This is a genomic window from Pleionea mediterranea, from assembly GCF_003148745.1.
Classification (GTDB): Bacteria; Pseudomonadota; Gammaproteobacteria; order Enterobacterales; family Kangiellaceae; genus Pleionea; species Pleionea mediterranea.
Genome location: NZ_QGGU01000007.1, coordinates 77,185 through 90,588, shown reverse-complemented (window position 1 = coordinate 90,588; position 13,404 = coordinate 77,185). Strand labels below are relative to the sequence as shown.

Here is a 13,404-nt window from a genome sequence, read left to right as displayed (position 1 = left end):
AACATTAAATTGGTATAAGGGTTAATAAACCATGTCCACAGAAATTAAAGTTCCAGTTTTACCAGAATCTGTTGCAGATGCGTCGATTGCAACATGGCATAAGCAACCAGGTGACGCCTGTGAGCGTGATGAAAATCTGGTAGACATTGAAACCGATAAAGTGGTCCTGGAAGTCGTCGCGCCTGAAGACGGTGTGCTTGAAGAAATTATTAAACAAGAAGGCGATACAGTTACCGCTGAAGAAGTTATTGCAAAATTTAAAGCTGGTGCGGCTGCTGATACAAAGAAAGAAGCGTCTGCCTCATCAGATTCTAGTAATAAAAAGTCAGATGACAAAAAGCAAGATACTGAAAAAACAACATCTTCCGATAAAAGTAGCGATGATGTACTAAGTCCTGCGGTACGCCGATTAGTTAATGAGCACAATCTTGATGTGTCGTCTATTTCCGCAACAGGTAAAGGCGGTCGTCTGACTAAAGAAGATGTTGAAAAACACATCAAGTCTGGAAAATCATCATCTAAACCTGCTACTAAAGATGAGCCAGAATTGTCCGCAGGACCTCGTGAAGAAAAACGAGTTCCAATGACTCGCCTGAGAAAACGTATCGCTGAACGATTAGTGGATGCTCAACAAACGGCAGCCATATTAACCACGTTTAACGACGTTAATATGAAACCTGTTATGGATATTCGTGCCAAATATAAAGAGCAATTCCAAAAAACGCATGATGTAAAACTTGGATTTATGTCGTTTTTTGTTAAAGCCACTGTTGAAGCATTAAAAAGATACCCAGCCGTTAACGCATCGATTGATGGTGACGATATTGTTTACCACGGTTTCTTTGATGTTGGTATTGCAGTTTCTGGCCCAAGAGGGCTTGTGGTTCCGGTTATTCGTGATGCCGATCAGTTAAGCATGGCTGAAATTGAAAAAACGATTATGGAATTCGGGCAGAAAGCTCAAAATAATCAACTAACGGTTGATGATTTAACCGGCGGCACATTTACGGTTTCTAATGGTGGAACCTTTGGATCATTAATGTCTACGCCAATCATTAACCCTCCACAAAGTGGAATTTTAGGCATGCATCGAACAGAGATGCGGCCGGTTGTTGAAAACGGTGAGATTGTCGCACGTCCCATGATGTATCTGGCATTTTCATACGATCACAGAATTATCGATGGCCGTGAATCTGTCGGCTTCTTGAAAACCATTAAAGATTATATTGAAGATCCAGCTCGTATTTTACTTGAGCTTTAATTTAGTGTTCTCCTGATTGCTCTGGAATACACCGTTAATTTGAAATTATGTTTAAACTTAAATCGATAACTTTGGAAGATAAAAATGAACCTTCATGAATATCAAGGTAAGCAGCTTTTCAGAGAGTATGGCTTGCCAGTCTCTGATGGCATCGCCTGTGAGACACCAAAAGCAGCATTTGAAGCAGCCGGTCAAATCGGTGGCAACAAATGGGTTGTTAAAGCACAAGTTCACGCTGGCGGTCGAGGAAAAGCCGGTGGGGTGAAACTTGTATCAACCAAAGAAGAAGTGAAAGAATTTGCTAGCAATTGGTTAGGCAAAAATCTTGTCACTTATCAAACAGACGAGAATGGGCAACCAGTTAGTAAAATCTTAGTTGAGTCATGCACAGATATTGCTGATGAACTTTATTTAGGTGCTGTTGTTGATCGCGCTACTCGCCGTGTTGTCTTTATGGCATCACAGGAAGGCGGTGTTGAAATTGAAAAAGTAGCTGAAGAAACACCCGATAAAATATTTAAAGCGATTCTGGATCCATTGGTTGGTCCTCAGCCATATCAAGGACGTGAGTTAGCATTTAAACTGGGACTTAAAGGCGATCAGGTAAAACAGTTCACTAAAATATTTATGGGACTGGCAACCATGTTTACAGAAAAAGACTTGGCGTTGATCGAAATCAATCCTTTGGTCATAAAAGATGATGGAAACTTGCATTGCCTGGATGCCAAAATTGGTGTGGATGGTAATGCTTTGTATCGTCAATCTGCGGTTAAAGAAATGCATGATCCAAGTCAGGAAGATGAGCGTGAAGCTCATGCGGCAAAATGGGAACTTAACTATGTTGCTTTAGACGGTAACATTGGCTGCATGGTTAATGGTGCAGGTTTGGCAATGGGCACCATGGATATCGTTGCGTTACACGGCGGTTTTCCTGCCAACTTCTTAGACGTGGGTGGTGGTGCTACCAAAGAACGTGTTACCGAAGCGTTTAAAATTATTTTGTCAGATGACAATGTAAAAGCCGTACTGGTTAATATTTTTGGTGGAATTGTTCGCTGTGACTTGATCGCTGAAGGGATTATTGGCGCGGTTGAAGAAGTCGGTGTAAAAGTTCCCGTTGTCGTACGTCTTGAAGGCAATAACGCAGACAAAGGTTCTGAGTTACTTGCAAAAAGTGGTTTAAATATTATTGCTGCAAAAAGTTTGACCGATGCGGCTCAACAAGCAGTAAAAGCATCAGGGGGTCAATAAGCCATGTCAATTTTGATAAACAAAGACACTAAAGTTATTTGTCAGGGCTTTACTGGCGGACAAGGTACGTTTCATTCAGAGCAGGCCATTGAGTACGGTACACAAATGGTTGGCGGCGTAACACCTGGAAAAGGCGGACAAACTCACCTTGGTTTACCTGTGTTCAACACTGTCGCTGAAGCTGTTGAAAAAACAGGTGCCGAAGCGTCGGTAATTTATGTACCTGCGCCATTTTGTAAAGACTCCATTCTGGAAGCTGCAAACAGCGGAATTAAGCTGATTGTTTGTATTACAGAAGGTATTCCCACATTAGATATGTTAGAAGCCAAAATGGCTTGTGATAATGCTGATGTACGTTTAATTGGGCCTAACTGTCCGGGTGTTATAACACCTGGTGAGTGTAAAATAGGTATCATGCCTGGTCACATTCATTTACCGGGTAAAGTGGGTATCGTTTCTCGCTCAGGCACATTAACCTATGAAGCTGTAAAACAAACAACGGATGCGGGTTTTGGTCAGTCAACTTGTGTCGGTATCGGTGGAGATCCAATTCCTGGATCCAATTTTATCGATATTTTAGAAATGTTTGAGAAAGATGATAAAACCGAAGCCATCGTAATGATTGGTGAAATTGGTGGTACCGCAGAAGAAGAAGCTGCCGCTTATATCAAACAAAATGTTTCTAAGCCGGTTGTTTCTTACATTGCTGGTGTGACAGCGCCAAAAGGTAAAAGAATGGGCCATGCAGGCGCAATCATTTCGGGTGGAAAGGGTACTGCCGATGAAAAGTTTGCTGCGTTAGAAGACGCTGGCGTAAAAACGGTTAGAAGCCTAGCTGAAATTGGCGATGCCTTAAAAGAGATCACTGGCTGGTAATAAGATTATTGGTTAGCGATAACCGATAGGGTATTTACCACAGTGCTATTGAAAAGGGTTAAAACATTGTTTTAGCCCTTTTTTTATGGCTGTATTTAAGTTTTATAGCAATTATTCAGTTATAAAGTCGTTTTCTAAGCTTTTTATTAAAGTTTTGCACTTCCATATTGCTAATTTCATTTCACCGATTAAAATTGAAGCATACTCTCTAAAAATCAAGGGAATAACCATGAGTCGTCTGTTAATGTCGCTCGGTATGTTACTTATTTGCTTATCCAGTACTGCAGGTGTATCGGTAACCGTACCTAAGTATTTTGAAATCATTTCTATTGATGACGAGGCTTATGAACAACCAGCATCCTTTGATTTGGAAGCCGATGAAAATTCACTAGAAAATATCATTGAGTTTACTCCAGGCAATCATAAGCTTGTGGTGAAATACAGTGATAGCTTTTCCGTACCTTCCAATGAGCAAGATGAGGTTGAGCAGGAGCTAATTCATTCCCGTCCTTTGATCATTGTGGTTGATCTGGAAAATAACTATCAATACTCGATTCAGGCCGATCGCCCGAAATCTTACCAAGAAGCTCGTGAATTTGCCTCAAACCCAACCTATAACTTAGTCAGACAACGCTTAGGCGATCCTGATGCCCAGTCCGAAACGATAGGCGACTCTGCCGATCTTCAACGCCTTAAGCGCTTATGGAATAACACCAGTGATTCCGATAAACAGCACTTTTTAAAATGGGTTGAAAACAAATAGCTTTAAAACACAAAGCATACGCTTCTAATTCCCACTATCTCTGCAAGTGAAAGCTTGTTTTGTCGACAAAATCAGCTAGTTTACTTGATTGAATGCTAATATTTGTTAATATTGTCGACAATATTGACTTTCAATCGACCTTAATGGATCAAATTACTCAAGCACCGGTTACCTCCACCGATAAAACATTCCTGCGGCTTCGTAGCGATATCGTTGAAGGGATTATTCTGTCTGGTTCAAAACTCAGTGAAGCTGAGTTATCTAATTATTACTCGGTCAGCAGAGCGGTCATCCGTGAGTCAATCAACCGATTAGAGAGCTGTTATCTTGTTGAGCGCAAACCCAATGTTGGTGCAAAAGTGGTTTCACTCAGTGCACAGGGATTGTCAGAGCTGTATCAGGTAAGAGAGTCATTAGAAGGTATGGCAGCTCGATTAGCAGCGATTCATATGAGTGATGATGAAGTATCTGATTTAAACGAACTGCTAAAAACACATTTTCAAACTGTAAAGTCCGGCGAAACCTATTATCAGGAAGCAGGTGATGTTGATTTTCATTATCGAATCATTTTAGGCAGTAAAAATAAGCAGTTAATTTCACTCTTGTTAAATGGCATTTACCATCTGGTTCGGATGTACCGGGTTCAGTTAGGAATGGCTGGACCAAGAGTTACCACTGCTTTTGATGAACATAAAGCCATTGTTCAGGCTATTTCACATAGAGATTCTGAGCTCGCAGAAATTTTAATGCGTCGCCATATTCAATACACACGAAAAAATTTATCACAAAAACTAACGACCAGTGTTTGATAACTGAATAAATGCACTGGTTTATACAAGACAATTAAGGTTGGATTATTAATGAATACAAAGTTTCGAAAAAAGTTACAAGGTACAAATCTCGATTACTTTGACACACAAGAAGCAGTGAATGCCATTAAACCTGATGCTTATAAAGGGTTACCTTATACATCACGAGTACTGGCAGAAAACCTTGTTCGCCGATGTGAGCCTGAAAAACTTAACGACGCACTGTCGCAAATTATCGAACGGAAACGGGATCTTGATTTTCCATGGTTTCCGGCGCGAGTTGTTTGTCATGATATTTTAGGCCAGACCGCTCTGGTTGATTTAGCTGGATTACGCGATGCTATCGCTGCAAAGGGCGGCGATCCGGCTAAAGTTAATCCGGTAGTGCCTACACAACTTATTGTTGATCATTCACTAGCGGTTGAACACGCGGGTTATGAAAAAGACGCGTTTGAAAAAAATCGCGCAATTGAAGACAGACGAAATGAAGATCGTTTCCATTTTATTAACTGGACCAAAACAGCGTTTAAAAATGTTGATGTTATTCCTCCTGGTAACGGCATTATGCACCAAATTAATCTAGAACGAATGTCGCCAGTCATACAATCTCGTGATGGAGTTGCTTTTCCTGATACGCTCGTAGGCACAGACAGTCATACTCCTATGGTTGATGCGCTAGGTGTTATTGCTGTAGGTGTTGGCGGTCTAGAAGCTGAAAGCGTCATGTTAGGGCGAGCATCTTACATGCGCTTGCCCGATATCATTGGTGTAGAACTCACAGGAAAACCCCAGCCCGGAATTACCAGCACCGACATTGTTTTGGCGTTAACCGAGTTTTTGCGCAAAGAACGCGTTGTGTCGAGTTATCTTGAGTTTTATGGCGAAGGGGCATCAGCATTAACACTGGGCGATCGGGCGACTATCTCTAACATGACACCAGAGTTTGGTGCGACTGCTGCAATGTTTTATATCGATCAACAAACCATCGATTACCTAACCTTAACTGGTCGTGATGATGCACAAGTAAAACTGGTAGAAATATACGCCAAACAAACCGGACTTTGGGCGGATGATTTATCCGCTGCGGAATATGAACGTGTACTAACATTCGATTTATCGTCTGTTGGTCGAAATATCGCGGGGCCTTCAAATCCTCATGCCCGTGTCTCTACAACGGATTTATCCGAGCGTGGAATTTCTGGCAGTCTTGAAGAAGCGTATAAAGATTGTAAAGAAGGGCAGATGCCGGATGGTGCTTGTATTATTGCTGCAATCACAAGCTGTACCAATACCAGTAACCCTCGCAATATGATTGCCGCTGGTTTAATTGCGCGTAATGCAAATAAACTGGGTTTAACTCGTAAGCCCTGGGTAAAATCGTCACTGGCCCCTGGTTCAAAAGCGGTAAAACTTTATCTTGAAGAGTCTGACTTGTTGCCAGAGCTTGAAAAGTTAGGCTTTGGTGTTGTGGCATTTGCCTGCACTTCCTGTAACGGTATGAGCGGCGCTCTTGATCCAAAAATTAAACAGGAAATTGAACAGCGCGATTTATATTCAACGGCGGTTTTATCGGGTAATCGAAACTTTGATGGACGAATTCACCCTCATGCCGATCAAGCATTTTTGGCATCACCACCATTGGTTGTCGCTTACGCCATTGCAGGAACCATTCGTTTTGATATCGAAAAAGATACGCTTGGATTTGATAATGGCGGCAATCCAATAACGCTTAAAGATATCTGGCCAACCGATGAAGAGATTGATGCGATAATCAAACAAAGTGTTAAACCGCAACAATTTCGCGATGTTTATGAACCCATGTTTACCATTGATGTTGATATGGGTGAACAAACCGAACCACTTTATGATTGGCGACCCCAAAGTACTTATATTCGCCGTCCCCCATATTGGGAAGGCGCATTAGCCGGTGAACGTAGCATGACAGGTATGCGTCCGTTGGCGGTATTAGGCGACAATATAACGACGGATCACTTATCGCCATCAAATGCCATTCAGGCATCCAGTGCTGCTGGTGAATATTTGGCTAAAATGGGTTTACCAGAAGAAGACTTTAACTCTTATGCCACGCACCGGGGTGATCATTTAACGGCGCAACGAGCCACCTTTGCAAATCCTAAATTATTAAATGAAATGGTTCAGGAAAACGGTGAAGTAAAACAAGGATCATTCACCCGAGTTGAACCAGAAGGCAAAGTTACTCGCATGTGGGAAGCCATTGAAACATATATGTCACGTAAACAACCTCTGTGTATTATTGCCGGAGCGGATTATGGGCAAGGCTCTTCAAGAGACTGGGCCGCAAAAGGTGTACGGCTAGCTGGTGTAGAAGTAATTGTTGCTGAAGGTTTTGAACGAATCCATCGAACAAATCTGATTGGTATGGGGGTTCTACCCTTAGAGTTTCAGCGAGGAGAAAACCGTAACACGTTAAACATAGATGGCACAGAAACCTTTGATGTTAAAGGCGAACCAACACCGGGTTCAACTTTGACCCTTGTTATTAACCGTAAAGATGGTTCGCAGCAAGAAGTCTCGGTCACTTGTCGACTTGATACGGAAGAAGAGGTGTCTATTTATTCTGCCGGGGGAGTACTGCAACGTTTTGCGAAAGATTTTCTTGAAGCAGAAGCCAGTTAAGGTTTTCTGTTGTATACAGAAGATTTCAATAAACAATAATTTAATAAGCGTATTGTAATAAAGCCAGCGTAAGTAATTTAAATATTTACGCTGCGATTATTTTTACATCTTATTTACAGTCGTTAAACGGATTGTTACAGGAAATAAATATGAGTCATGCTCCTCAGTTAAAAGTTAATGCAACCTATATGCGTGGTGGAACAAGCAAAGGTGTATTTTTTAATCTAACCGACTTACCCAAAAGTGCGCAGCAAGCAGGGGAAGCACGTGATCGGCTTTTACTCCGTGTAATTGGCAGTCCCGATCCTTATCAGAAACATACCGATGGTATGGGTGGAGCGACGTCAAGTACCTCTAAAACAGTCATATTATCAAAAAGCCAACAGCCGAATCATGATGTGGATTATTTATTTGGTCAGGTGTCGATAGATAAACCATTTATCGACTGGAGTGGAAATTGTGGCAACTTAACCGCTGCGGTGGGATCCTTTGCTATCTCTAATGGATTGGTTGATCCGGACCGGATCCCAGACAATGGGGTGGCTGTTGTAAGAATATGGCAAGCCAATATCCAAAAAACTATCATTGCCCACGTTCCTATGACTAATGGTGACGTTCAGGAAACCGGCGATTTTGAACTGGATGGTGTTACTTTTCCTGCTGCTGAAGTGAAAGTTGAGTTTATGGATCCTGCCGATGCAGACGCATCAATGTTCCCAACCGGTAATCTGGTTGATGAGCTGGACGTGCCAGGCCTCGGAAAACTCAAGGCAACTATGATTAATGCCGGTATTCCAACCATATTTTTAAATGCTGAGGATTTAAAATACACCGGCACAGAGTTACAGGAAGCTATCAATAACAGTGCTGAAGCACTGACACAATTTGAACTTATTCGTGCACATGGTGCAGTAAAAATGGGTTTGATCGATACTATTGATGAAGCTGCAAATCGACAACACACACCTAAAGTGGCCTTTGTTGCACCGCCAGCGGATTATGTCTCTTCCAGTGGCAAATCCATTTCATCGAATGAAATCGATTTAAATGTACGAGCTCTCTCAATGGGTAAGTTGCATCATGCCATGATGGGCACTGCAGCGGTTGCTATAGCTACGGCATCTACCATTCCTGGTACTCTGGTCAATATAGCCGCAGGCGGTGGAGATCGAGAGTCAGTTGTATTTGGTCATCCATCAGGCACATTAAAAGTGGGTGCAGAAACGATATTACAGAATAACAATTGGGTGGCTAAAAAAGTCAGTATGAGTCGAAGCGCACGTGTATTAATGGAAGGGAAGGTTAGAGTGCCTTTTGACGACGAGTAACTTATTTTTCAAGTGTAACTGTTAACCTTACTAACACAATCTCTGATCAACGACTGCTCACACTCATTGCAGTCGTTGATCATCAATACAATGAATTTTATTCTGCCTTGATTGCGCTTAATCTGTCAGCTGTAAAATTCGTTCAACATACACTTCATTATTGTCTATTCGCCATTTAACATCAAAGTTATAAAGTTTTACGCCGTAAAGTTTATTATCCTCAGATTGCTTTTTGTAAGCTGGGCGAGGATCTTGCGATAACACTTCAATGATAAATAACTTTAAATCCGGGTAATGCGTTTGATGTTGCTTGATGCTTTTTAATGCGTCCACTGAAAAGCTGACGGCTAATTGTTCGGGAGGCTGATGGGCCATACCGCCATGAGCTTGTGGTATGACATCGCTGTAAGGAATATAGGGTTTTATATCAATGATGGGTGTGCCATCAACCAGATCCGCTACCGTTAATTCAAGTTTTACCGAGTTGTTGAGCGCGGTTACTTTTCGTAATTCAACAGCGGACATGCCAATGGGATTGGGTCGATAACTACTCCGAGACGCAAAGACTCCCGTTTTTTGATTACCGCCTAATCTGGGAGGGCGAATTAAAGGCCGCCAGTTTGTATCTTGATGTTGATGAAAAATAAATAACAGCCATAGGTGAGTGTATTGTGATAAATCTTTAACGCTATCTGGATGGCTATAAGGTTTATATAACTCCAATTCCATTGTCGCGTGTTTTATTAACCCTGGCTGGCGCGGGACCGAAAACTTTTCTTTAAACGGTGAGTGAATGACACCAATGGTTTCTAGCTTAATGCTCACCGTTTAATCCTCTATGAACCTTTCTGACTATTTTTATGTTCACTTTTCAAATACAAGCTGGAAGCTAACCGGTATTGAAGCACTTATTGATGGTAAGCCCGCAATTTCCTGAAGCTTTAAAATACCAGCCGTCAAATTAAATTGATTAGCGTTAATCATAATAGGTGTTATGGGAGTTACCAGGATTTTATCTTTCGATAATTTTATAACATTCAACTCAGCGGGTATGATTTCTGACTGACCATGTAAAGATAGTGTTAAATTAACTTTCTGTTTCAGTACTTCACCTATCTTTAATTGACCAAGTGATGAGGCGTTAACCTGAGCCGTTACTTCAGCGTTAGAAAACTTGTCTGTTTCAAATAAATGCTTTTGCATTCTTTCATCGCGAATATCAATATTTGTATCAACACTGGATAAGTCGATAGAAACATAAGTTTCACCTGAGCTTTTGATAGTACCTGCAAACTTTTTGAACTGATGTGTTTCAGCTACCGTTGACTTTTTTACCGATATAAAGTTAAACGTTGATTTGTTATTGTTTAATCGCCACTCGGTGTTGGCATAGCTTTGAGTTGGTATAAAGGTTAATAACGTTATAAAGCTAATAAAGGCTAACCACTGTTTCGTTTGCATTGCAGGCTCCTTAAAGAATACTTGTATGTTAATTTGTGCCAGTAAATTAACACTTATGGATCAGTGAGTAAATCTTGACACTATTGCTGCAGCCACTATATCGTCATAATTAACTCTCTATAGTCAGACTTTATAGCAAGATTTCAATGATGAATATAAATAATATTTTATGCTTTGGTGACAGTATTACCCACGGTGATCTGGATACACTTAAGGGTGGTTGGGTAGAACGACTTAAACTTGCTTATTTTCATCAGGTTGAACAATCAGTTACAGCTAACGCTTCAAATAGTTTAATGAACAAGGTCTACAATCTTGGTGTTGGTGGGGATACAACGGATGGCTTGGTTTCACGTTTTGCAGCGGAGTTTAAAGCCCGTGTTTTTTCAAAAAGCCAGAGCAACATTATATTAGCCTATGGTTTAAACGATCTGGTTATTCATAAAAACAAAAATAAAGTGCCAATAGCTATTTTTATTCGCCATTTGGAGCAGTGCTTAACATTTGCTGTCGCTCGCAAAGCGAGAATTGGATTAATGTCGGTGCTGCCCATCCCTAAAAAAGTCGACGGCAAATTGAATGCACACGGAAATATTCGGTTGAATGACGATGTGGTGAAATATAACCATGCCATCATGGGGTTAGCTAACCAGTACAATGCCAGTTACATCGATACTTTCTCAGCATTTAATGATAACCATTGTTCTGAATTATTTTGCTCGGATCAGGTACACCCTAATTCGGACGGTCATGAATTAATATTTCAACACGTCTGGCAATTTTTAAACCAAAGCGAAGCATAAATGCTGAAAGCGCTATTTTACCCGGTTGTATAATTGTTCTGGTTTTAAATATTCCTATAAGTCGTCGTAGCAGTGCATTTAGCCTTCGAAATTGCACGCCATTTCCCCTATACTAGGGCGATTAGCGTCGTTGGCAGTATGGGCTTCAATCAATATGAGTTTTTTATAAACTCATATTAAAACATTCGCTTGCGACACACAGTATCGTTAACCATTTCACTGGAAGGCTAGTTATGTCAGGTGCAGTACTATCTAATTGGGATGATCTTCTGTTATTAGACGATCAGCTTACTGAAGAAGAACGCATGATCCGCGATTCGGCACGTCAATACGCTCAGGAAAAACTGTTACCCAGAGTGTTAGAAGCCAATCGTCATGAACATTTTGATGTTGAAATTATGCGCGAGTTAGGCGAACTGGGTTTATTGGGCTCAACAATTGAAGGCTACGACTGTGCTGGCACCAGCTATGTGGCTTATGGCCTTATTGCCCGCGAAGTTGAGCGTGTGGATTCCGGTTATCGTTCGGCTTGTAGCGTCCAGTCTTCTTTGGTGATGTACCCAATTCATAAATTTGGAACCGAACAACAGCGTGAAAAATACCTGCCCAAGTTGGCCAGCGGTGAATTTATTGGCTGTTTTGGTTTAACAGAGCCAGATGCAGGCTCCGATCCGGGTAGTATGAAGTCACGAGCGAAGAAAGTAGATGGTGGTTATCGTCTCACAGGTACAAAAATGTGGATCACCAACTCGCCTGTAGCGGATGTATTTGTTGTTTGGGCAAAAGATGACAACGGCGATATTCGTGGGTTTGTGCTCGAAAAAGGCATGGAAGGTCTTTCTGCCCCCAAAATCGAAGGCAAATTTTCATTACGGGCGTCCATCACCGGTGAGATAGTGATGGAAGATGTATTTGTTCCTGACGATAATATTTTCCCTGAAGTAAAAGGGCTAAAAGGGCCTTTCAGTTGTTTAAATATGGCTCGATACGGTATTTCGTGGGGCGCAATGGGCGCTGCAGAAGCCTGTTGGCACGCTGCTCGTCAATACACTCTTGATCGTAAGCAATTCAACAAGCCATTGGCATCTACCCAGTTGATTCAAAAGAAGTTGGCCGACATGCAAACGGAAATTTCACTAGGACTCCAGGCATCGCTGAGGGTAGGCCGCTTGATCGATGAAAAACGATTTGTTCCAGAAATGATTTCCATGGTTAAACGAAATGCCTGTGGTAAGTCTCTTGAAATTGCTCGTGCAGCCCGTGATATGCACGGTGGTAACGGCATTAATGATGAGTTTCATGTGATCCGTCATATGATGAATCTTGAGGCAGTCAATACTTATGAAGGCACACACGATGTTCACGCATTAATCCTTGGGCGTGCTCAAACCGGTTTACAAGCTTTCAAGTAAAACCTATTGTTTTATACCCCACTAAGAGCCAGCTTATTGCTGGCTTTTTTCGTTTTGGCTTCATTCATTTATTTTTTGGTCATGTGCTATTCTTAAGTGACAAATTGGCATAATAAAAGTTATTGGAGCTTATGATTGATCTATCAGTGCTGATATTGGCCGGAGGAGGCTCCAGTCGACTAGGCGTATGCAAACAGATGATTCAATATCATGACAAAACCCTGATTCAAAATGCTTGCTATAAGGCAAGCCAACTATCAAAGTCGGTGACGGTCGTAACCGGTGCCTACCATCATAGAGTTGAAGCAGAAATAAGCCATTTACCGGTGGATATATTATTCAACGAAAACTGGGAGTCAGGTGTTGCCAGCTCACTGTCTGTGGCCGTTAAACGCCAGTTTAATAGTGATCGTATTTTAATCATGTATTGTGATCAGCCATTTATTCCTCTGGATCACTATCGTTCACTGATTGATTTATCCAACAAAGAGCATAAAGCCATAGTTGCCACGGAATATGATGATATTTTTACAATACCGGCTATTTTTCCTCATCATTTATTCTACGAATTAACCACAACTGAATCAGACGATCCCGCGGCAGATATTATTAATAAACATAGATCCGAATTACGCTCGATCAGTTGTCAAAAAGCCGCGTTTAGCGTCGATACGGCGGCTGATATGATGTCGCTCAAAAAATAATTATTAATAACACGTGTACTTTCTAATCCAGAGCCTACTTAAAGTTAGTTAACCTTAAAAAACTTAACTTTGATTAAT

General features: G+C 41.4%; 12 protein-coding genes. 10 read left to right on the top strand and 2 right to left on the bottom strand.

The window, feature by feature from the left end:
* The first annotated feature begins 31 nt into the window (after positions 1-31).
* From odhB to prpF, 7 genes are all read left to right on the top strand, one after another.
* Positions 32-1,261, top strand: a complete 1,230-nt coding sequence (odhB, locus tag C8D97_RS10355; RefSeq protein ID WP_109763707.1) for a 2-oxoglutarate dehydrogenase complex dihydrolipoyllysine-residue succinyltransferase — start codon at positions 32-34, stop codon at positions 1,259-1,261.
* 84 nt (positions 1,262-1,345) lie between these two features.
* Complete coding sequence (sucC, locus tag C8D97_RS10350) at positions 1,346-2,512, top strand: ADP-forming succinate--CoA ligase subunit beta (protein ID WP_109763706.1); 1,167 nt, start codon at positions 1,346-1,348, stop codon at positions 2,510-2,512.
* Positions 2,513-2,515: 3 nt separating this feature from the next.
* Complete coding sequence (sucD, locus tag C8D97_RS10345; RefSeq protein ID WP_109763705.1) at positions 2,516-3,388, top strand: succinate--CoA ligase subunit alpha; 873 nt, start codon at positions 2,516-2,518, stop codon at positions 3,386-3,388.
* Between the two features lie 229 nt (positions 3,389-3,617).
* A complete protein-coding gene (locus tag C8D97_RS10340; protein ID WP_170115211.1) occupies positions 3,618-4,151 on the top strand; it encodes a DUF2057 family protein in 534 nt (177 codons plus the stop codon).
* A gap of 92 nt (positions 4,152-4,243) precedes the next feature.
* A complete protein-coding gene (locus C8D97_RS10335) occupies positions 4,244-4,960 on the top strand; it encodes a GntR family transcriptional regulator (protein WP_245411430.1) in 717 nt (238 codons plus the stop codon).
* Between the two features lie 51 nt (positions 4,961-5,011).
* Positions 5,012-7,618, top strand: a complete 2,607-nt coding sequence (gene acnD, locus C8D97_RS10330; RefSeq protein ID WP_109763703.1) for a Fe/S-dependent 2-methylisocitrate dehydratase AcnD — start codon at positions 5,012-5,014, stop codon at positions 7,616-7,618.
* A gap of 149 nt (positions 7,619-7,767) precedes the next feature.
* Entirely contained in the window at positions 7,768-8,946 is a 1,179-nt protein-coding gene (prpF, locus tag C8D97_RS10325; RefSeq protein ID WP_109763702.1) for a 2-methylaconitate cis-trans isomerase PrpF, read from the top strand.
* A gap of 117 nt (positions 8,947-9,063) precedes the next feature.
* Here the strand turns inward: prpF and tsaA are convergent, their stop codons facing one another.
* Together tsaA and C8D97_RS10315 are read right to left on the bottom strand one after the other, a co-directional pair.
* Positions 9,064-9,771 carry a tRNA (N6-threonylcarbamoyladenosine(37)-N6)-methyltransferase TrmO gene (tsaA, locus tag C8D97_RS10320; protein WP_109763701.1) on the bottom strand — a complete coding sequence of 236 codons (708 nt, stop codon included), beginning with the start codon at positions 9,769-9,771 and terminating at the stop codon, positions 9,064-9,066.
* Positions 9,772-9,810: 39 nt separating this feature from the next.
* Positions 9,811-10,407 (bottom strand): YceI family protein, encoded by a 597-nt coding sequence (locus C8D97_RS10315; protein WP_109763700.1) that lies wholly within the window; start codon positions 10,405-10,407, stop codon positions 9,811-9,813.
* A 146-nt stretch (positions 10,408-10,553) separates the two neighbouring features.
* On the opposite strand from C8D97_RS10315, the gene C8D97_RS10310 reads away from it, so the two are divergent.
* The 3 genes from C8D97_RS10310 (at position 10,554) to C8D97_RS10300 (ending at position 13,326) form a co-directional block, all read left to right on the top strand.
* A complete protein-coding gene (locus C8D97_RS10310) occupies positions 10,554-11,210 on the top strand; it encodes an SGNH/GDSL hydrolase family protein (RefSeq protein ID WP_109763699.1) in 657 nt (218 codons plus the stop codon).
* A 233-nt stretch (positions 11,211-11,443) separates the two neighbouring features.
* A complete protein-coding gene (locus C8D97_RS10305; protein WP_109763698.1) occupies positions 11,444-12,622 on the top strand; it encodes an acyl-CoA dehydrogenase in 1,179 nt (392 codons plus the stop codon).
* A 131-nt stretch (positions 12,623-12,753) separates the two neighbouring features.
* Positions 12,754-13,326: a nucleotidyltransferase family protein gene (locus tag C8D97_RS10300; RefSeq protein WP_109763697.1), complete on the top strand. Its 573-nt coding sequence runs from the start codon at positions 12,754-12,756 to the stop codon at positions 13,324-13,326.
* Positions 13,327-13,404 lie beyond the last annotated feature (78 nt).

What these genes read in the sequence shown, in the direction of transcription:
- odhB (WP_109763707.1), top strand. Translation starts at nt 32, where the DNA reads ATGTCCACAGAAATTAAAGTTCCAGTTTTACCAGAATCTGTTGCAGAT.
- sucC (WP_109763706.1), top strand. Translation starts at nt 1,346, where the DNA reads ATGAACCTTCATGAATATCAAGGTAAGCAGCTTTTCAGAGAGTATGGC.
- sucD (WP_109763705.1), top strand. Translation starts at nt 2,516, where the DNA reads ATGTCAATTTTGATAAACAAAGACACTAAAGTTATTTGTCAGGGCTTT.
- C8D97_RS10340 (WP_170115211.1), top strand. Translation starts at nt 3,618, where the DNA reads ATGAGTCGTCTGTTAATGTCGCTCGGTATGTTACTTATTTGCTTATCC.
- C8D97_RS10335 (WP_245411430.1), top strand. Translation starts at nt 4,244, where the DNA reads ATGCTAATATTTGTTAATATTGTCGACAATATTGACTTTCAATCGACC.
- acnD (WP_109763703.1), top strand. Translation starts at nt 5,012, where the DNA reads ATGAATACAAAGTTTCGAAAAAAGTTACAAGGTACAAATCTCGATTAC.
- prpF (WP_109763702.1), top strand. Translation starts at nt 7,768, where the DNA reads ATGAGTCATGCTCCTCAGTTAAAAGTTAATGCAACCTATATGCGTGGT.
- C8D97_RS10315 (WP_109763700.1), bottom strand. Translation starts at nt 10,407, where the DNA reads ATGCAAACGAAACAGTGGTTAGCCTTTATTAGCTTTATAACGTTATTA.
- C8D97_RS10310 (WP_109763699.1), top strand. Translation starts at nt 10,554, where the DNA reads ATGATGAATATAAATAATATTTTATGCTTTGGTGACAGTATTACCCAC.
- C8D97_RS10305 (WP_109763698.1), top strand. Translation starts at nt 11,444, where the DNA reads ATGTCAGGTGCAGTACTATCTAATTGGGATGATCTTCTGTTATTAGAC.
- C8D97_RS10300 (WP_109763697.1), top strand. Translation starts at nt 12,754, where the DNA reads ATGATTGATCTATCAGTGCTGATATTGGCCGGAGGAGGCTCCAGTCGA.